General features: G+C 69.7%; 18 protein-coding genes. 11 read left to right on the forward strand and 7 right to left on the reverse strand.

The genetic code is table 11. The annotated features are described in order from the left end of the window. The 3 genes from CcI156_RS26380 to CcI156_RS21650 all read left to right on the forward strand — a co-directional run. On the forward strand, positions 1 to 276 hold a 276-nt coding region (locus CcI156_RS26380), incomplete at its 5' end, for a hypothetical protein (RefSeq protein WP_217697733.1). 66 nt (positions 277 to 342) lie between these two features. Further along, a complete protein-coding gene (locus tag CcI156_RS21645) occupies positions 343 to 552 on the forward strand; it encodes a YncE family protein (protein ID WP_217697734.1) in 210 nt (69 codons plus the stop codon). 390 nt (positions 553 to 942) lie between these two features. Further along, positions 943 to 1,302 (forward strand): group 1 truncated hemoglobin, encoded by a 360-nt coding sequence (locus CcI156_RS21650; protein ID WP_011436978.1) that lies wholly within the window; start codon positions 943 to 945, stop codon positions 1,300 to 1,302. Between the two features lie 124 nt (positions 1,303 to 1,426). Here CcI156_RS21650 and CcI156_RS21655 read toward each other — a convergent pair whose 3' ends face one another. Next, complete coding sequence (locus tag CcI156_RS21655) at positions 1,427 to 1,711, reverse strand: hypothetical protein (RefSeq protein ID WP_076807884.1); 285 nt, start codon at positions 1,709 to 1,711, stop codon at positions 1,427 to 1,429. A gap of 203 nt (positions 1,712 to 1,914) precedes the next feature. On the opposite strand from CcI156_RS21655, the gene nhaA reads away from it, so the two are divergent. The 6 genes from nhaA (at position 1,915) to CcI156_RS21685 (ending at position 7,266) form a co-directional block, all read left to right on the forward strand. Further along, positions 1,915 to 3,243 carry a Na+/H+ antiporter NhaA gene (gene nhaA, locus CcI156_RS21660; RefSeq protein ID WP_076807887.1) on the forward strand — a complete coding sequence of 443 codons (1,329 nt, stop codon included), beginning with the start codon at positions 1,915 to 1,917 and terminating at the stop codon, positions 3,241 to 3,243. Positions 3,244 to 3,415: 172 nt separating this feature from the next. Continuing rightward, the gene (locus tag CcI156_RS21665) at positions 3,416 to 3,697 is read left to right on the forward strand and encodes a hypothetical protein (protein WP_076807889.1); all 282 of its coding nucleotides are present in this window, start codon (positions 3,416 to 3,418) and stop codon (positions 3,695 to 3,697) included. A gap of 1 nt (position 3,698) precedes the next feature. Next, positions 3,699 to 4,751, forward strand: a complete 1,053-nt coding sequence (locus tag CcI156_RS21670; RefSeq protein WP_076807891.1) for an FAD:protein FMN transferase — start codon at positions 3,699 to 3,701, stop codon at positions 4,749 to 4,751. Next, complete coding sequence (locus CcI156_RS21675) at positions 4,748 to 5,377, forward strand: ferric reductase-like transmembrane domain-containing protein (protein WP_023841956.1); 630 nt, start codon at positions 4,748 to 4,750, stop codon at positions 5,375 to 5,377. Before CcI156_RS21670 ends, CcI156_RS21675 begins: the two co-directional genes overlap by 4 nt. After that, positions 5,374 to 6,906: an NADH-ubiquinone oxidoreductase-F iron-sulfur binding region domain-containing protein gene (locus CcI156_RS21680; RefSeq protein ID WP_011436984.1), complete on the forward strand. Its 1,533-nt coding sequence runs from the start codon at positions 5,374 to 5,376 to the stop codon at positions 6,904 to 6,906. Before CcI156_RS21675 ends, CcI156_RS21680 begins: the two co-directional genes overlap by 4 nt. Before the next feature lie 57 nt (positions 6,907 to 6,963). Continuing rightward, positions 6,964 to 7,266 carry a ferredoxin gene (locus CcI156_RS21685; protein WP_139140145.1) on the forward strand — a complete coding sequence of 101 codons (303 nt, stop codon included), beginning with the start codon at positions 6,964 to 6,966 and terminating at the stop codon, positions 7,264 to 7,266. Positions 7,267 to 7,345: 79 nt separating this feature from the next. Here the strand turns inward: CcI156_RS21685 and CcI156_RS21690 are convergent, their stop codons facing one another. From CcI156_RS21690 to CcI156_RS21715, 6 genes are all read right to left on the reverse strand, one after another. After that, the gene (locus CcI156_RS21690) at positions 7,346 to 8,887 is read right to left on the reverse strand and encodes an alpha/beta hydrolase domain-containing protein (RefSeq protein ID WP_217697735.1); all 1,542 of its coding nucleotides are present in this window, start codon (positions 8,885 to 8,887) and stop codon (positions 7,346 to 7,348) included. 399 nt (positions 8,888 to 9,286) lie between these two features. Next, the gene (locus tag CcI156_RS21695; protein ID WP_076807893.1) at positions 9,287 to 10,987 is read right to left on the reverse strand and encodes a metallophosphoesterase family protein; all 1,701 of its coding nucleotides are present in this window, start codon (positions 10,985 to 10,987) and stop codon (positions 9,287 to 9,289) included. 402 nt (positions 10,988 to 11,389) lie between these two features. Continuing rightward, complete coding sequence (locus CcI156_RS21700) at positions 11,390 to 12,760, reverse strand: Dyp-type peroxidase (protein ID WP_011436988.1); 1,371 nt, start codon at positions 12,758 to 12,760, stop codon at positions 11,390 to 11,392. A gap of 591 nt (positions 12,761 to 13,351) precedes the next feature. Further along, positions 13,352 to 14,566, reverse strand: a complete 1,215-nt coding sequence (locus CcI156_RS21705) for an FAD-dependent monooxygenase (protein WP_011436989.1) — start codon at positions 14,564 to 14,566, stop codon at positions 13,352 to 13,354. Between the two features lie 271 nt (positions 14,567 to 14,837). After that, a complete protein-coding gene (locus tag CcI156_RS21710) occupies positions 14,838 to 15,038 on the reverse strand; it encodes a keywimysin-related RiPP (RefSeq protein WP_076807895.1) in 201 nt (66 codons plus the stop codon). A gap of 314 nt (positions 15,039 to 15,352) precedes the next feature. Beyond that, a complete protein-coding gene (locus tag CcI156_RS21715; protein WP_076807897.1) occupies positions 15,353 to 16,018 on the reverse strand; it encodes a TetR family transcriptional regulator in 666 nt (221 codons plus the stop codon). 474 nt (positions 16,019 to 16,492) lie between these two features. On the opposite strand from CcI156_RS21715, the gene hpnH reads away from it, so the two are divergent. Beyond that, the gene (gene hpnH, locus CcI156_RS21720) at positions 16,493 to 17,491 is read left to right on the forward strand and encodes an adenosyl-hopene transferase HpnH (RefSeq protein ID WP_076807899.1); all 999 of its coding nucleotides are present in this window, start codon (positions 16,493 to 16,495) and stop codon (positions 17,489 to 17,491) included. Between the two features lie 445 nt (positions 17,492 to 17,936). Continuing rightward, positions 17,937 to 19,151 carry a beta-ketoacyl synthase gene (locus CcI156_RS21725; protein WP_023841951.1) on the forward strand — a complete coding sequence of 405 codons (1,215 nt, stop codon included), beginning with the start codon at positions 17,937 to 17,939 and terminating at the stop codon, positions 19,149 to 19,151. Positions 19,152 to 19,256 lie beyond the last annotated feature (105 nt).

Consider the following 19,256-nt stretch of genomic DNA (forward strand, 5'->3'; position numbering starts at 1 on the left):
AAGATCGTTCCACTGGCGACAGATGGTGTGGAGGCCAACGCCGGCCAAGATCTGATCCGCCCCCGCGACCAGGAGCGCCGCCGCCGGTTCGTCCTTGGTTTCCTTGTCGGCCAGCCAGCCGAAGGCACGGTTGCCCCCGACGGTAATGYCGGCCTGGGCCATGGCGAGGTGCTTGCGCCGCACCCGCTTGGAGGGGCGGAATACGGAGCGTTCTCCATCTGGGTCTTTCCGATTCGAGATGGAGCAAGATCGGCTATCGACGATCGGCTGGTTTGATCAACCATTGCCGTTCCGGCTACTACGCTCGGTCGTGGTCCATCGACCGTCGGGATGCGGGCTGAGATGACCATCCACGCCTATGTGGCCAGCATCCGAACTGGGCAGGTGCTGGTGGTCGACCCGCTCGCGGGTGTCGTGAGCGCCGCCATCGGAGTCGGCGTGCTCCCCTTCGGAGTGGCGGTGGCTCCCGACGKCAGCCGTGTCTACGTCACCAACTTCGGTGGGAACGACGTGTCCGTCGTCGACACGGCCACCGGGGCCGTCACCGGCTGACGCCCCAGTCACCGGCTGACCGCCGCCGTGAGAGTGATCGTCGTGCCGATGGCCCCCGAACCCGGGGGGTTCACGGTAGTGCCACGACCTGTGTCCACAGGTCCTCGGTGTTGCGGATCTTCGCCAGGGCCTTCCTCGCGCCGGACGAGGAGGACAGCGCTCCTTCCTAGCCGTCCTTCAACAGGTAAAGCTTCTGCCCACACGCGAGCGGAAGGAGCCGGACGGCCCGCGTTCGCCTGCCATCTTTCTCTGCCGCGCGGACATTAGACTCTTTCAAGGAAATTGTGCCCGTGGTTCAGTGAACCTGGCGGACGGGTACCAGTGCAGCCACGGTAACAAACATGGTCAACGACCTCCGGTCGGTCCTCTCCTGCGAAAGCGAGACCTCTGATGAGTATCTACGACACTATCGGCGGCGCGACGGCCGTACAGGCCGCGGTCGACGATTTCTACGTCCGGGTGACGGCCGATCCCGTTCTTGCACCCCTCTTTGCCAACCGGGACCTGCCCCGTCTCAAGGAACACCAGCGAGCGTTCATCGCCGCGGTGATCGGTGGTCCCGAGGTCTACCGGGGTCGGGACATGGCCGCGGTACATGCCACGCTCGGCCTCACCGACGCCCACTTCGACGCGGTGGTGGACCATYTGCTCGCGGCGTTGACCGGCCTCGGTGTCCCGACGGAAACCACCGGCCAGATCGGAGCGGCCCTCGCCCCGCTGCGTTCCGACGTCGTCACGATATCGAAGTAGTAATACCTCACATCATACACGACCTTGCGCGGCCAGGCTAGTGAAGCCGCACCCGGCTCGAACGAGAGAAACCGGGCGGGGCACAGTTGCAAATGCGAACCGCCCGGGTTCGGTATGGACGCCATCATGTGAGAGATGGAGGTCGACGCCAATCGCCGTCGGCGACGGGGATGCTGTGGGCAAGGATGGCACGGACGTCGTTGGTGGTGAACGAGCCGTCCCGGCGGCTTCCTTTCTCGGGTAGCGGGTGCCGTCGGGTGCGGTCGAGCCAGCGGTAGCTGTCCGCGTCGACGAAGCAGCAAACCACGCGGACGGATTCGACGCCGGGACAGGTGCTGACCTTGTCCTCGACGAGGTCGCTGCTGGTCAGCCGTGCGAGGGGGRGGGCGTTCTTCGGCGTCGGGATCACCGCCTGCTCGGCGAGGCTGTAGCCGGCGTGGTGAGGCAGTGCTTCRGGGTGGGTGGGTCCCCTGCCGGCCCCGTGCCGGGTGTGCCTAGCCGTTTCGGCTGGTATGGGGGGCATGTTAACGCCGACTCGGCTACGGTGGGTTCGGTGCGCCGGGAAGTCTGGTCGGCAACGTGTGACCCGACCCCTTGGTGAGGAGCACCGCCGTGGGCCAAGTTCCGTCTCGCCGGTTCAGCCTGTTMGACCGCAGGTCGTGGCCCGAGGCTCGCCGGATCGCCGAGATCCTACGCAGGGAGGCCATCGGTGGCGGGCTGCTGCTCGCCGCGACGGTCCTGGCCTTGGGCTGGGCGAACTCGCCGTGGTCAGAGTCGTACCAGTCGATGCTGTCCTACCAGCTCGGCCCGTCCTGGGCGCACCTGGACCTCACCCTGGCTCAGTGGGCCGCCGACGGCCTGCTAGCGATCTTCTTCTTCGTTGCCGGGCTGGAACTCAAACGCGAGTTCATCGCCGGAGACCTCCGCGACCCTCGGCGGGCCGCTGTCCCGGTCCTGGCCGCCTGCGGGGGTGTCGCCGTTCCGGCCGTGCTGTACGCGCTGGTCAACGTCGGCGGTGACGCCTCAGCGGGCTGGGCGATCCCGACCGCCACCGACATCGCCTTCGCGCTGGCGGTGCTGGCGGTCATTGGCCGGCACCTGCCGTCCGGTCTGCGGACCTTCCTGCTCACCCTCGCGGTCGTCGATGACCTGCTCGCCATCGTCATCATCGCCGTCGTCTACACCCGCCACCTGTCGATCCTCCCGTTGCTGGGCGCGCTGGTGCCGCTGGCGTTGTTCACTCTGCTAGTCCAGCGCCGGGTGCGCTCGTGGTGGCTCCTCCTGCCCTTGGCCGCCGCGACCTGGACACTGGTCCACGCCTCCGGCGTGCACGCCACCGTGGCTGGCGTGCTGCTGGGGTTTGCCGTGCCGGTGCTCCGCGGTACCCGTGCCGGCGGCCCGGAGGCGGGACCGGGGCTGGCCGAGCACTTCGAGCACCGCTGGCGGCCCCTGTCGGCCGGGGTGGCGGTGCCGGTCTTCGCGTTCTTCTCCGCCGGAGTCACCGTCGATGGCCTGAGCGGACTGAGCGCGGCGCTGAGCGACCGGGCGGCCCTCGGTGTCGTGCTCGGTCTCGTCGTCGGCAAGCCTCTGGGGATCATGGCCGCTACCTTCCTGGTAGCACGCTTCACTCGCGCCACCCTCGACGACGGGTTGACCTGGACCGACGTTCTCGGGCTCGCGGTCTTGGCCGGTATCGGATTCACCGTCTCCCTGCTCATCGGCGAACTGGCCTTCGGGAGCGGCAGCGCACGTGACGACCATGTCAAGATCGCTGTCCTGACGGGTTCTCTGCTCGCCGCCCTGCTCGCCGCCGTCGTGCTACGTCTGCGCAATCGCGTCTACCGCCGGCTCCAGGAAGCAGAGACCGCCGACCGCGACCACGACGGCATCCCCGACGTCTACCAAGACCTGCACCGGTCCTCCCCACGCCCGTGGGGGTGATCCGGTCCGGTCGGTCCGCTCGTGCAGCACCATCAAGTCCACCCCACGCCCGTGGGGTGTTCCGCCCTCGGCAATCGAACAGGTGACGCACAGGTAACACACAGGACCGACTCCCACCCTCATAGTCACGGGGCTCCTCCCGGAGCGCCGGCAGGGTAGGAGGACACCGGCCATGGCCACACGTGAGCAGGGAATCCGACGGGTAGGCCMCGTCACCGCCGGACTGGCAGCCGTCGCGGCCGCCGKAGCCATCGGCTTCGGCGTGCTGGCCCATGAGCATTCCGCATCCGCGGCCACCTGGTCCTCGACGACGGACGACAGCTCGGTGACCTCGGGTAACGGATCCACCTCATCGTCGACCTCCGACAGCGCGTCCTCGTCCGGCGGCTGGTCGGGCGGGACGACGGTGGGGAGCGCCGACGGTCCCACGCACGCGTCGACCGGTGGTTCCTGAGATGCCCGGCGCGGCAGCGGCGGTCGAGTGGTCGGTGTGGAGCACGACCGCCCGGCTCGTGGTGACCGAGCCCGGCGCACTGGCCGCCGCCCGGGAGATCGTCGTGGACCATCTCGCGGCCGTTGACGAGGTCGCCAGTCGTTTCCGGGCCGATGCGGAGATCAACCAGCTCGATCACGCCGATGGGACGCCGCAACGGATCAGCCCGCTACTGGCAGACCTCGTCGGTGCGGCGCTCCTCGCGGCCCGGCGCACCGACGGGGACGTAGACCCGACCGTCGGCGGACCGCTCGCCGCTCTCGGCTACGACCGGGACATCACGTTGCTGCCGTCGGACGGTCCGCGGCTGCGGGTGGTGCACCGGCCGGCGCCGGGCTGGCAGCGGATCCGGCTGACCGGGAACACACTGACGCTGCCGGACGACGCGCGGCTCGACCTCGGAGCGACGGCGAAGGCGCAGGCCGCCGACCGCTGCGCCGCTCTGGTCGCCGAACGGCTCGACACCGGCGTGCTGGTCAGCCTCGGCGGGGATGTCGCCACCGCCGGGAACGCGCCGGAGGGCGGCTGGCGCATTCGGGTCCAGGACCGCCCGGGCGAGCCCGCCTGCACCATCACCCTGGCCGCCGGGAGCGCGGTCGCGACGTCCAGCACCCTCGGGCGGCGGTGGCGGCGCGGCGGGCGGCTCCTGCACCACATCCTGGATCCGCGCACCTGCCAGCCCGCGCCGGTGGTCTGGCGGACCGCCACCGTGGCGGCCGCGAGCTGCCTCGACGCGAACACGGCGAGCACCGCCGCGATCGTCCGTGGTTCCGCGGCGGTGGRCTGGCTGCGCCGGCTCGGGATGCCGGCACGGCTCGTCGCCACGGACGGCTCGATCGTCACGACCGCTGGCTGGCCCGCCCCGAGCCGGGCCAAGGTGGCCGGAGCCGGAGTGGCCGGAGCCGGAGTGGCCGGGGTCCGGGTAGACCGGGCCGAGACGGCTCCGCCCGCCGAGGATGGAACCCGAGTCACGTCCGCTGGATCGGCGACACGGCCGAGAGGTTCCGGCCGATGAGCACCGAAGCCCTCTGGTACGCCGCCCGGGGCACGGGCACCACGTGCCTGCTGCTGCTCACCCTGACGGTCGTCCTCGGCATCGTGGCCCGCTCGGGTCGCGGCCTCGCGGGTCTGCCCGGTTTCGCGATCGGCGCCGTGCACCGYGGCGCGAGCCTGCTCGCGGTCGTGCTCCTCGCCATGCACATCGGCACGCTGCTRCTCGACCCGTACGCGAAGCTCGGCATTGCGGATGTGGTCCTGCCGTTCGGCGCCGGCTACCGACCGCTGTGGGTCGGGCTCGGCACCGTCGCCGCCGACCTTCTCATCGCCGTGGTCGTGACCAGTCTGCTCCGCCGGCGCCTCGGCGTGCGCGCCTGGCGGGCAGTGCACTGGGCCGCCTACGGCGCCTGGCCACTCGCCCTCTCGCACGGCCTGGGCTCGGGCACCGACGCCGGCACGCCGTGGCTGCGAGCCGTCGCGATGGCCTGCGCGCTCGCCGTCGCCGGATCCGCGGCCTGGCGCTGCTCCCCCTCCTTCAGGATCCTCCCCCGCCCACACCGGCCCCCCAGCCCACACCGGCCCCCCAGCCCGCGACACCAACCGGCGGCGCCCACAACCATGACCCCCAGATCGGAGCAGACATGACCATCCGCGCTGCCACCGGAGCGGCCCAACCGTCCATCCCCACCGGCACCAGCATCGCCACCGGCACCAGCGACGTCGGCCGCGCCGGCTCCCCTGAGGCCCAGCCCGGGTGGGGGCGCGAGCCCTGGCCCGCGGCCATGCACGCGGTACGGCCCGCGGCCGGCGCGGGCGGCCTCCCCGCGCATCACGTCCCGGCCGGACGGCTGCTGACCGCAGCCGCGTCCGACCTCGCCGCGCACGACCGACAGTGTGGACCGCTGCCCTGGCGCGGCGGACCCGGGCGGTTACTTCCGGAGATCCACGACTCCGGGCTGACCGGGCGGGGCGGCGCGGCCTTCCCCACCTGGCGGAAACTCGCCGCGAGCGCCGAGGGCACCTGCCTCGACGGCAGCCACTCCGGCAGCGCGCACCGGGGCAGCACGCACCGGGGCAGCCAGCACCGRAACGCCGGGCACCGAGCCGACCGGTACCGCAGCAGCGCGCACCCCGTGGTCGTCGCCAACGCCGCCGAAGGGGAACCCGAGAGCGCCAAGGACGTCACCCTGCTCACCGTGGCGCCCCACCTCGTCCTCGACGGCCTGCAGCTCGCCGCGGAGGCGGTCGGGGCCGATGACGCCTTCGTCTATCTCAAACCCGGTCCGGCGGTCACGGCGGTCCGGCGGGCGCTGGCCCAACGGCGGGCCGCGGGCTGGGACCGGTTCACCGTCCAGATCCGGGAGGCGCCGGAGACCTTCGTCGCCGGGGAGGCATCGGCCGTCATCGCAGCGCTGGAGGGAGGGGCGGCCCGGCCGCGCGCGCACTGGCAACCGCTCGCCGAGGCCGGTTTCCACGGCCGTCCGACCCTGGTGCAGAACGCCGAGACACTCGCGCACCTCGCGTTGATCGCCCGGTGGGGAGCCAGCTGGTTCCGCTCGGTCGGGACCGCCGAGGAACCGGGCACGTTCCTGGCCACCGTGACGGGAGCGGTCGCCGCGCCCGGTGTCGTCGAGGTGCCGTTCGGCACCCCGCTCGGCACTCTCGCGCAGCTCGCGGGCGGCTTCACCGAGCAGGTCGGGGCCTTCCGGGTCGGCGGTTACAGCGGTGCGTGGCTGCCCGGCGGCCCGGGAGCGACGATCGCGATGTCCCGGGCGGCGCTGGCGCCGTGGGGTGCCGCACCGGGCACCGGAGTGGTCGCCGTCCTCCCGGCCCGGGGCTGTGGGCTCGTCGAGACCGCGCGCATCGTCGGGTACCTGGCCGCGCAGAACGCTGGCCAGTGCGGGCCATGCGTCAGCGGGCTGCCCCAGCTTGCGGACGCCGTGGCCGGGATGGCCCGAACGGATGGCGGGTCCGGCGGCCCGGTGCAGGGGGCTGGCGATCCGGGACAGTCCGCCATCCGGGCGCTGCGCCTCGCCGCCCTGGTCGCCGGTCGCGGCGCGTGCCACCACCCGGACGGCGCGGCCCGCCTCGTGCACAGTGCGCTGCGCACGTTCGTCGACGATATCCGGGCGCACGCCGAGGGCCGCTGCCTCGGCTCGGCGTGCGCATCCTGACCACACCCATCCCGACCAGGCAACGTCGACGAAGAATCCACAGGGGAGACAGATGCCATGAACACCACAGATGCCATGAACACCACAGATGCCATGAACACCACAAACGCCGGCGCGGCAGCCGGCCCGGCCCGGCTGTGGATCGACTGGACGGCGTGTGACGGCCGCGGCTGGTGTGTCGAGCTGCTACCCGAGCTGCTGACCCGCGATCCAGCGGGTTATCCGCTGGCTCGCGGGACGACCGGACAGTCGACCCGAAAAATCACCGTCTCCACGGAGCTGATCGAGCATGCTCGTCGGGCGGCGGATGCCTGTCCCCGGCTCGCGCTACACCTGCTCGCCGGCCAGGAACAGGGGTAGCCGGGCCCGGCGGCCGATGTCCGCTGTCTCGCTCGCTACGCTACCGCCGCATTACCACTTTGCTAAAGCCGCGCTACCGCTACCTGCCTGGGTAGCTGGCGGCCGCGAGGGCGAGGATCTCCTCACGGTCCTCGGCGAGCAGGAATCCGGTCGCGATCGCGTCGTCGGTGGCCCGGGTAAAAGCGGCGCGATAGTCCGCGGCGCCGGCGGGGTAACGGGCGGCGAGTGTGGCGGAATCCAGCGGCCGGGTGGAGCCGAAGATGGCGGAGGCGTCGGTGGGGTTCTGCCCCAGGCCGGACAGGACGGYGATGGGAACGTCGACCCAGGGAGTGCGCACGCCACCACGGGCGATGCCGTCCGCATCACGGAGAAGTACCGCTGGATCCGTCGCGGCGGTTAGCAGGTGGGGCGCGGACGGGGGCGCGACACCATAACGGATCCAGTCGTCCAGCGCGGCAATCGCGGCCTGKGCGACATAGTGCTGCTGCGGTCCGCTGTTGATCGCGGCGGTGAACGGGACGCCGAAAGGGGCGGCGCTGGGCACCAGAAGGCGTACCAGCTCCGCGGCAGGCAGCGCACCGTCGTCCCGGAAACCAGCCTTGAGCGTGTAGGTGTCGACRTGCGCCGCACCGGCGATCTCCCAGAGCCGAAACCGGTCGCTATCGGGTTGGCGGGCGCCCACGGCGCCAAGCACGCCGACGACGTCGGTCTCGCTCTGCACGACCATCACGGGCACCGCGACGTCCGTGCGCAGCCGGACATCCCCGGCCAGGGTCGGGCCGCCCCGACCGTCGAGGGACGCCGTGGTCCCCGGGCGGCCCTGGATCAGGTAACCGTCGAAACCGCCATGGCCACCGCCGGCGGCACGGCTCCTATCGCGGTCACCGCCGTCACCGTCCCGCGCCGCGATGGTGTTTACATAGGTCACCAGAAAGAACGCCGCCTGGGATGCGCCCACGGCGATCATCCGCGCCGGACGAAGGTGATCGAGGAGACCGCGACGCACGGTTTCCCCGGCCTGACGGAAGATGTCGAAGCTGTACGCGTCACCGGGATGGGACAGAATCGCGTAACGGGTGGGATCGGCGCTCTTAAGCGACGGCACGATCGGCCACCAACCGGTGCCGCGTTGCTCCCCGGCACCATCTTCGCCCGCATCGCCGCCGTCCGCAATACCGCCGTCCGCAACGGCCCTCGCTTCGACACCGGCCCCTTCGGCGGTGTCGATCCCATCGATGCCGATGCGTTGCGCCGACACCCCCACCCAGGCGAAACCGGCGCGGAGCAGATGCCGATGCGTCGTGAGCCATGCGGCGGCGGCGTCCATTCCGGCAGAGACGTTCAACCATTCCACGACGGCCGTGCCGTTGAAGGCGGTCGGGTCGGCAGGCCGGTAGACGATGAGACGGGTCCGAAACGGCGCCTGACCGGCGACCACCACGTCCCATCTGCCATCAGAGGTGATCGGACCCGTCGCGGCATAGGAGTCGGCGGTTCCGCTCACGAAGAACTCCTCYGCCAGATAGCCGATGGAGGCCAGATCGAAAGACGTCGAGATCAGGCTCGCCTGGCCGGCGATCGGCCCGTCGACTCGCACCGACGCCATCTCCATCAGCTCCATCGATTCGGTTCCTCTCGCGCTCGCCGCACGGATCCACGATCCATCGTGCCGCACGCGAGCGCATCGAACCGATGGCCGCCGTTGCTCAGATGTCATATTCCGGGGACTTTTGACCCGTGACCGGGACATAAATCACGATCCGATGGTCAGGAGCCTCGTGGTCCGCGCGGGCCTCGATGAGGCCGCGTGGAGAGGTGCCACCTCCGAGCCGGTGTGCGGTTTCACTCCGCGGGACGCGCCTGGCATGCCGCGACCACACCGCACATCGAGAATGGGTACGGGTACGGCGCCATCGGGCCACTCGTTGGACCACCCGTTGGACCACCCGTCGGACCACTTTGCCCCGGCCGTGCGGCYCGCTCGTCCCTCGACGGCGGGCCGCACGTGCGCGGATGCGGCTCAGTGGCCGTGCGCAACGGCGCGGCGCAGGACCACCCGGTCGAACTCCTGACCATGCTCGTCCAGGCCCCGGATGGTCAGGGTGGAGTACCCGCCGGGCCGGCCCGGATCGGACTCGGCAGCCACGAAGGCGTAGTCGTCGAAACGGGTCCGCGACCAGTTGATGGACTCCGGTGCCTTCGTCCCGTCGGCCTGCCAGACATAGCTGTTCGGCACAACGTTCGAGCCCGGTACGATTTTTCCTCGGTAGGACTCCGGCTCACCGGTCTGGAACTGGTAGCGGGGCCGTCCCGCGCTGCCCGCGACGATGTAGGTGGTGCCGTCCTTCGCGGGTTCGATCGTCGAGCCGTCGGGCGCCTCGCGGGTCGGTGCGTTCGCGCGGATCGGGTCGGTGCGCTCGTACAGGTGGTTGTGACCCTGCAGCACGAGGTCGACCTGGTAACAGTCGAACAACGGCGCCCAGGCGCCGCGGACGCCGCCGTCGCTGGCGTGCTGCGCGGTCGTCGAATAGGCGCAGTGGTGGAAGAAACAGACGATGAAATCGATATCCGGGTCGTTCCGGTAGCCCTTCAGCGTGCTCTCGACCCAGGACGTCTGCGCACCGTTCGAATATCCGGTGTTCGCYTTGATCTCATAACTGAGGTCGTTGGCGTCCAGCGAGAGCACGGCCACGTTGCCGTGGACGAAGGAGTACACGCTCGGGCAGCCCTGAGGCCCCCCGCCTGGCAGGTCCAGGCGGGCGAGGTGGCCGCCGTAGCCGTGCGGGGAGTAGAGCGCCTCCATGTCATGGTTGCCGGTGGCGAACATCCACGGCGTGCGGGCACTGCTGACCTCGATGTCGGCCAGGTAGACGTCCCAGACGGTCGGGTCATAATTGTCGAAACCGGTAGGAGATACGCCGGCGGCCGTCCGCTTGGGCGGCCTTCCCTGACCCGATGGGTCCGCGTAGCTGATGTCCCCGGCGAGCAGGTGGAACACCGGGTCCTGGCGGGCGATGGCCGCGGTGACAGCCGACGCGTGGGCGACCATCGGGGCGTTGTCGGCCTTGTAGTAATTGTCATCGAACACACCTTTCGGATCGCCCGGCGGGGTGGTGTTCGAACCGTGGTCGCCCATCATCGTGAACCGGAACGGGCCGCCATGGCGTCCCTTCCGGTGTCCGGTGCGGACCGCCTGCACGGGGGTGGCTTCCCCACCGGGAATCCGGAAACGGTAGTAGTATTCCCGGCCCGGCGTCAGATTGTCGAACGCCGCGTGCACGTAGTACTGTTCGACGGCGAGAATCGAGCCGTCGGCCTGGGGGACCTGGGACAGCAGCGGTCGGATCTCCGCCTCGACCGTGCCGCCGAGACCGCGTCCCGGCCCGATATCGACCAGAACCTTGCCGCGGCCCGGGTTACGCGACAACTGCGCCGCCAGCCGAAGCTGCCGGGACGGATCGGCGCCGAAGGCGGTGTGCCTGCCGCCCACGAGCAGGGGACTGTCGTTCGTGGCGGCGTAGGCGGCCCGGCCGAACGGCGTGCYGAACAGGCTCGCCGCGCCGGCACCAGCCAGACCGCCGAGCAGAATCCCGCGTCGGCTGACCGGCCGCCGCCGGAGAAAGGTCTGGAGCCATTCGTACTGCTCGGCGATTGTCATGTCCTCGGCCATACCGGCCGGAACACCCGACGCCACCACTTCGCTGGGAGGACTCACAGGCATACCGCTGAAAGTAGGCCCGTCGCCTGTCGAATATTGCAAATACACGGTGGCGAACCACCGAAATATTTGTAAACATCGCGGGAGGACTTCCCTGGCCCTGGCGGAGTCAGCCTGCTGACGGGCATCAGCCTGCTCTATGATCATCCTGTTCCTGATTCCTGCCGGCAGCCGTGCCCAGTGCGCGGGTACGGCCCATGGTTGGGCCGTACCCGCTCGGGCATCCGCCAGGTATTCCCGAACGGGTATCTCCCGCGGGTGGCTCCGGCTGGCGTTTCCGTCAGCCGGAGCCACCCGCACGCAGGGCGCACTCAGCGCCGCTCAGCCGGCATCGTTCAGCCGGCATCGTTCAGCCGGCATCGTTCAGCCGGCATCGTTCAGCCGGCATCGTTCAGCCGGCATCGTTCAGCCGGCGCCGAAGAGCCCCTGCGCGAGAAAGCCGCCCGCGGGCGCCGCGGGCGGGACGGCGAACAGGGCACTGGAGGTGTGCCGGATGAAGGTGTTCAATGCGTCGCCGGCCGCGAGGGTCCGCTGCACCGCGACGAACGCCGTACGCGGGTCGGCCTGGTAGGCCGCGAAGAACAGGCCGGCGTCCGGCTCACCGGCTGAGTCCAGGCCGTCGTCATAGGAGTAGCCGCGACGAAGCATGGCGATCCCACCGTGGAACGACGGGTGGGACAGCCGGACATGGGCGTTGCCGGCGATCGCGAGACTGCCGTCGGCGGCGCGGGCAGTGAAGTCCGGCTGGATGGTCTCAGCGCCGCCCTGCCCCACCGGCGGTGCCGAGAGCGCGGTACCGTCGGACTTACGGCGGCCGATGACCGCGCTCTGAGCCGTCTCGTCCAGCCGCGCCCAGGCATCGAGCAGCATGCGGATACGCCGGCAGACCAGGTAGGACCCGTCCCGCATCCATTCCGGCCCGCTGGACACCCACACCGCCCGGTCGAACCGCGGCGTGCCCGGTCCCGGGTTGTCCGTGCCGTCGATCTGCCCCATCAGGTTGCGTGGGGTGGACCCGGGGTTGAACGCGGCCGCCGCGGAACGAAGGAATCCCCGCTGGATCCAGCGGGGCCTGGCATCCTGAGCGGCGAGACGACGCATCTGCCGGGAAGCCGAGACCGCGACCATCGGATCCTCGGCGCAGACCTGCACGCCGAGATCCCCGCCACTGCGCGCCAGATCGAGCTGGTCACCGGGCATCGCGGGAATGTCCGCGAACTCCGCGGGTATCTGCGCGTCGAGACCGGCGCGGCGCAGCGCGGACGCGCCGAGMCCGATGGTGATCGTCAGCCCCGCCGGTCCGAGTCCCTGGGTGTCCCGCTCAGCGCCGTCGAGCGGCTCGCCTCGCATCAGCACCGCGGCGGCGGCCGTCCAGGTGCGCAGCACCGCGGCGAGGGATGTGCGGACCGCGGCCGGGCCGGACGTCGTCAGGTCGTAGGCGGTGAAGACGAGCTGCGCGGGAGGGCGGTCGGCGATTCCGGGCTGGTGACGGCCGTCGCCCACCACCCCGGCCAGCGCCTCACGACGGACCGCGGCGACGCGGTCCGTCCCGCCCGACTGGTCCTCCTGGGGACGTTCCGCGGCAACGGCGACACCGCCGTCGAGGGCCATGACTCCCCCGAGGCCTCCCCCGATCGCGACACCACCGCCGAAGCCGAGCAGCCCGGCGCCCCGCAGCACCCTGCGGCGGTGGGGACCGATCGGGCGGTTCTCCCGGACCGCATCCGTCGCATCGGCGACATCCGTTACATCGGCAGCGTCCACAATGTCCGACACGCCCGCCCTACCGGCTCTATTGGACATACCAGTTTCAGCCATACCGGTTCCATCCGTCCTGTCGCTCACGGGATCCATACCGGCGCCGCGGTGAGATCCGACATCATCCTCGGGCCGGCAATCCTCGGGCCGACGTCAGGGCGGCGATTGTCACCGGAGGACACCCGGGTGAGCCGTCCGGTGAGGTGTTCGCATGGATCATAGGGCAGTTCCGCGATGTCCGTGAGGTGCATGTCCCGCATAGTGACTGTCGAACCGCACTCAGCGCCGCCCATCCCGGGCCTAGAGACGTCGTGTCGTCGAACGTTTACACATAGATACAGAATGAAGCGGAAATGCCGAACGGCCTGCCAACGGGCGACACGAGGAACCGATCAGCGTGCGGGAACGACGACGTCACCGACGCGCGGGACCATGCCCGGCCCGGCGGATCTCACCGGTCGCAGAGGTTCGGGTCGCTGCCCCAGCCACGCAGCACGTTCTTCTCGATCTTTCCGGTGGAAATCTTCGGCAGCTCACGGAAGATGATCTGCCGTGKAGGGCGCCGTCAACCACCGCGGGGCGCTCGGCGAACGCCCCAGCCGACCTTGACTAACCCTCCGCGCTTCTCCGGGCGACGGGTTCGCCCCGGCGACGGGCCAAGCCCCACCGTGCACTCGAGTTCAGTCCGCGCAGCGCCCTGCGCACGGCCGGGTGCTGGCTGACACGGTGCACCGGGTAGCGCCACGGCGGCTGTTCGCCCTGGCGCGACGCCATCGAGTAGGCGAACGACACCGGATCCTGATCGAGGTATGGGTCCACCCGTTCGAACCAGGCCATGCTCGTCCGCGCCGCCGCCTGCAGAGGACCCAGGGCCGCCCGGCCCCGCCGGTCGAAATCTCGCAGCGCGGCCGGCAGATCGCCGCCGCTGTCGTACATGCTCTGCGCGAGCGCGACCGCATCGACGATCGCGAGCGCCGTGCCCGACCCGAAGGCGAAGTGCGTGGTGTGGGCGGCGTCACCGATCAACACGACGTTGTCGTGGTACCAGCTCCGATTGGTGACATCGGCGAAGCGCAGCCACCGCGCCGCCCGGCCGCGGCACTGGCTGATCAGCGGATGGCCGTCCAACGGACCAGAGAAGATCTTTTCCAGCATCCGCGGCGCGTCCTCAGCGCTCAGGAGATCAAGGCCGAGTCCCTTCCACGTCCGCTGGGAGCATTCCACGATGCAGGTGCTGACGCCGACGCTGGACGGATAGGCGTGGAACCAGATCCATCCCGCGGAGGTCCGTTCGAAGGCGAAGGTGAAGCTGTCGAAGCGCTTGTCGGTGCCGAGCCAGATGTACGGGTTACCGCCGATCTCGACCTTGGTACCGAAATCGTCCTGGGCCAGCTGGCGCACCCGGCTGTTCGCGCCGTCGGACGCCACGACGAGATCGGCGTCGGCATACGGGCGCAGGTCGTCCACCTCGTGCCGGTACTCCACCTCGACGCCGAGATCGGTAGCCCGCCGGGCGAGGATTTCGAGCAGCGCGGCCCGCTGCAGGCTGAAGCCGTAGCCGGTGAGATATGCCGCCGACGATCCGCCCAGACTGATCCGCTGTTCCTGCCAGAGAGTGGACGCAGCCCGCAGGGCACGAGCGCTGCCTGGGTCGTTGCGGAAAAGGACGTCCAGAAGGTTATCCCAGTACACGACCCCCCAGCCGTAGGTCGCCCCGGGCGGGTCGCGTTCGAGGACTATGATCTCCTGGCTGGCGTCACGGCGTTTCGCCGAGATAGCGAAGTAAAGTCCTGCCGGTCCGCCCCCCACACAGACGATCCTCACCGCAGGTGCCTCCTCTGTGTTCCTCCTCGGCGTGACCCGGACGGCGGGTGGCAACGACCGTTCGCCGGCTCGTCACCACCGTCGCCCCGGAGAGGAGCACCGCCAGCGGATGTCGTGGTGCCCACTTGTCGGGTTGCCCGGTTTCCCCGCATTGTCGGGTTACCCCGCGTTGTCGGGTTTCCCGGTTTCCCCGCATTGTCGGATTTCCCGATTGTCGGGTTGACCGATCGTCAGATTGCTGGTCGGGTTGCTGGATTGTCGGGAGCCGGGATCACCAGCCACCCCAACGACCCCAGCCACCCCAACGACCCCAGCCACCCCAACGACCCCAGCCACCCCAACGACCCCAGCCACCCCAGTGGCCCCAGCCGCCCCAGTGGCCCCAGCCCCAGCCCCAGCCCCCGAAGAAACCGGTGACCTGCCGGAACGAGCCCTCGGCCCGGAGCGTCGGTGCCTCATATGTTGCTTTCATGCCGGATTCCTCCGTCCGACTTCGACTTATTCGATCCATGTAACTCTCGGCGATCAAGACGACACCGTGGCTGCCGTCGGCGTCCCAGCTCCGACCTCCACTTACCGCCTGTGACCAACCATCTTCGATTCTGCCCCTTTGCTGTCCATTGCTGGTTCATCACTGGTTCGGTGGCACCGGCGGGAGTCGCGGTGGRGACGGGCGCCGATCAAGAAGATCATCGCCGTAGCCGGCCGAAGCCCCGACTCACGGGCCGGCAGCCGTCGAAGGTCCCACGCCGCATCGAAGGCGCCCTGCGGGGCCGGACGGGAGCGTTAGGCGACGTCGCGGTCGCGCGCGTCCTCGGGCAGCAGGGTGCGCAGGCCCAGAATGATGTTGGTGATCCCGAACTCGAAATCCTCCGGGACGGTGACGCCGGAAGGCTGCGCCGCCGCGGGGACCGCCGCGGCCGGATCCTCAGCCGGCCGCTCGGTGAGCAGGAAGCCCCGGGTGTATGTCGAGAGCGTGAAGAAAGCGTGCCAGGCCAGCGACGACGGGAATCCGGCATCCCGCAGCCCAGCCAGCAGTTCCGCCGCCCGCGGCCAGGAGGTGATGGTCTCCTGGTAGGTCAGACTACCGATACGACGTGCAATCAGGTCGCATTTCAGGTCGTCGACGGCGAGCAGCGCATAGAAATTTTTGAAGAACTCGCGGAGCACGTCCTCCCAGGCGTCACCGCGGAGGGCAGGCATGCTCTCATAGAAAGAGACGAGTGCTTCCTCGGCCATGGCATCGAGGAGTTCTCGCTTACTCTTGAAATACCAGTAGATGCTGGTGACACCGACGTCGAGATACGCGGCCAGGCGGGGCATGCTCAACTGATCTACCGGCGTGTCCCGACAAAACTCGAAGACGCCCGCCAGAATCCCCGGGGCATTGATGGATCCCCGAGCACGCCGCGACCGGKGGCGCTTCGAGCCCGTGTTCGCCGAGGGGGGCACGCGCTAGCCTCCGCATCGTGGGGATGGCCCGGGAACGGCCCCGCCGCCCAGGACCACACCGAGTATCCTACCGGATGGTTCTCCGGATGGCGTGAGACATCTGCCGCATCCGGCGGGTGCAGTGGTTGGCCCAGGGCCAGACGGCAGGATAGTCCAGACCACCACAAGGCCACCCCGCCGAAGGCCGGCCGGACCGTCCCGCCCGGCACACCACACGCCACCTCCGGCGCCGTCGCCCCGCCGCAATCCGCGCTCTTACCACCGCCCTCCCCATCACCCCCAACCCACCGACACCCCCCACCCGCCCAAACCGGACACCCACCTCAGTTCCACCCCACACCCACTCCGACCCACGCCGAATCCACCAGCTCAACACCACACACCTACACTGACCGGAACAGTCACTGACCGGAACAGTGCGGCATCGCGACTCCACCCACCAGGCGACCGAAGACCAACACCAGGAGGGTGAAAATGGCCATTCCGCGGCGCCAGGCAATCAGGATCGGCGCTTATCTCCTCAAACAGAAACTCGCCAGACGGGACAAGTTCCCGATCACCCTCGAACTCGAACCCCTGTTCGCATGTAACCTCGCCTGTGAGGGCTGCGGCAAGATCCAACATCCCGCGGACGTGCTGAAACAGCGCATGCCCGTCGAGCAGGCGCTCGCCGCCGTCGACGAGTGCGGCGCCCCCGTGGTGTGCCTGGCAGGCGGCGAACCGCTGATGCACCCGCAGATCGAGGACATCGTGGCAGGCCTGGTGAAACGTAAGAAGTTCATCTACCTGTGCACGAACGCCCTCCTGATCCCACGCAAGATCGACAAGCTGCGTCCGTCACCGTACCTGTCCTTCGCGGTACACATCGACGGCCTCGAGGAACGCCATGACAAGTCCGTGGCCAAGCCGGGCGTGTTCGCCCAGGCCGTGGACAACATCAAAGAGGCGCAGCGCCGCGGCTTCCGCGTCACCACGAACACCACGTTCTTCAACACCGACACCCCTCAGACCGTGATCGAGGTGTTGGACTTCCTCAACAACGACCTCAACGTCGACGGGATGATGCTCTCCCCCGCCTACGCCTACGAGAAAGCCCCCGACCAGGACAGCTTCCTCGGGGTCAAGGAAACCCAGGAACTGTTCCGCAAGGCGTTCGCCGACGGCCGCCGCAAGAACTGGCGGATCAGCCACTCCCCCCTGTTCCTGGACTTCCTCGAAGGCAAGATCGACTTCCCGTGCACGGCCTGGGGCATTCCGTCCTACTCCCTGTACGGCTGGCAGAAGCCGTGCTATCTGATGGGCGACGGCTACGCCAAGACCTACCAGGAACTCCTTGACACCACCGACTGGGAGGCCTACGGACGAGGCCGCGACCCACGCTGCGCGAACTGCATGGCACACTGMGGCTACGAACCGACCGCCCTCGCGGCGACCCTGTCCTCCCTGCGGGAATCCATCCGCGCGGCCCGCTGAGACCGGCCCCCGGACCACCGGCCAGTCCGGGAACACCGGCCAGCCCCGGGAAACGACCTCGGTGCCGGCGTCCACATCCTCCGGGCGGAGGGCGACGGCCGCCGCACCGAGGTCCTCCACCACCAGACACCCGGCTCAGATGTGCCGGGAAGGGCGGCATAAGCGGGATCCGACCCGAAACCGCATTATGATCCAATTATGACCACTGGCGCCCCGACGCTCACCCACCGTCCCCTCGCCGGTCCGACGTCGTGGGCCGCGGCGGCGCCCGTCTCGCCCTCGTAGGGCTCGCGGGTCTTTGTAGGGGTCCCACAACACCTGACCGCCGACATCGGTAGCGACGGAGCTGTCCAGACCGCGCCCCGAGCTGGGAAGGTGACCCGGAGCGAGGATCGGAACCGCCTTTCGGGCGTTCCGCCCTCATCGTGACGGGAAGGGGTAGTTAGTGGTTTACGACAAGATCGTGGTAACGGGTCTCGGTGCGATGACTCCACTCGGCGGCGACCTCGCCGCCACCTGGGACGGGCTGGTCGCGGGTGCCTCGGGTGTCGCGGTGATCGAAGACGAATGGGCGCGGGAGCTGCCGGTCCGACTCGCCGCACAGCTGCCCGTCGACCCCGCGGCAACACTGCCGCGCAAGGACAGCCGCAAGCTCGACCGCGGTGAACAGATGGCGATCGTCACCGCCCGGCAGGCATGGGCGGACGCGGGATCCCCCGAGGTCGCTCCCGAGCGGCTCGCGGTCGTCATCGGCACCGGTTACGGCGGGGTGCAGTCCACCCTGGGCCAGCACCGCATCCTGGAGCAGGCCGGTGCGCGCCGGATGTCCCCTCACACGGTGATCATGCTAATGCCCAACGGCCCGGCGGCGTGGGTGAGCATCGACCTCGGCGCGAAGGCCGGCGCCCGCACCCCGGTCAGCGCCTGCGCGTCCGGCGCCGAGGCGATCGCCACCGGTATGGAGATGATCCAACACGGGCTGGCCGACGTCGTGGTCGCCGGCGGCGTCGAGGCGCCGGTCGACACGCTGCCGCTGGCGGCGTTCGCGCAGATGAAGGCCCTCTCGACCCGGCACGGCGACCCGGCAGCCGCCTCCCGGCCCTTCGACGCCGACCGTGACGGCTTCGTGCTCGGCGAGGGCGCCGGCCTGCTGGTCCTGGAACGGGCCGGGTTCGCCGCCGCCCGCGGCGCCCGCGTGTACGCCGTCGCCGCCGGCGCGGCCACCAACTCCGACGCCCTCGACATCGTCACCGCCGACCCCGCCGGGCAGCGCAGGGCCATCGAGGCCGCACTGGCCGGCGCCGGCCTCACCCCCACCGATATCGACCTCGTACACGCCCACGCCACCTCTACCCCCGTCGGCGACCCCCTGGAGGCCGAGGCGATCACTCAGACAATCGGCACCCATCCGGCGGTCACGGCCACCAAGTCGATGACCGGGCACATGCTCGGCGCCGCCGGCGCGGTGGGCGCCATCGCCACGGTGCTCAGCATCCGCGACGGCGTCATACCCCCGGTGCGCAACCTTGACCGGCTCGACCCGACGATCAAGCTCGACGTCGTGTCCGGACCGGCCCGCCACGAGACCGTCCGCGCCGCCGTGGCCAACGCCTTCGGCTTCGGTGGGCACAACGTCTCCCTGGCATTCACCGCCCCCTGAACCGGCCGCACCGACCCCGCCGGGCGTGGGCGAGGAGGAGGGTGACGTCGTCGTCGTAGCCGTCGTTGCCGTCGTTGCGGTTGAGGAGGGTCAGTAGCCGGTCCG

The sequence above is a fragment of the Frankia sp. CcI156 genome (assembly GCF_001983015.1).
In the GTDB taxonomy this organism is placed as follows: domain Bacteria; phylum Actinomycetota; class Actinomycetes; order Frankiales; family Frankiaceae; genus Frankia; species Frankia casuarinae.

Coding starts and splice junctions, on each gene's coding strand:
- CcI156_RS21685 (WP_139140145.1), top strand. CDS start 6,964: ATGAACACCACAGATGCCATGAACACCACAGATGCCATGAACACCACA.
- CcI156_RS21710 (WP_076807895.1), bottom strand. CDS start 15,038: ATGAAAGCAACATATGAGGCACCGACGCTCCGGGCCGAGGGCTCGTTC.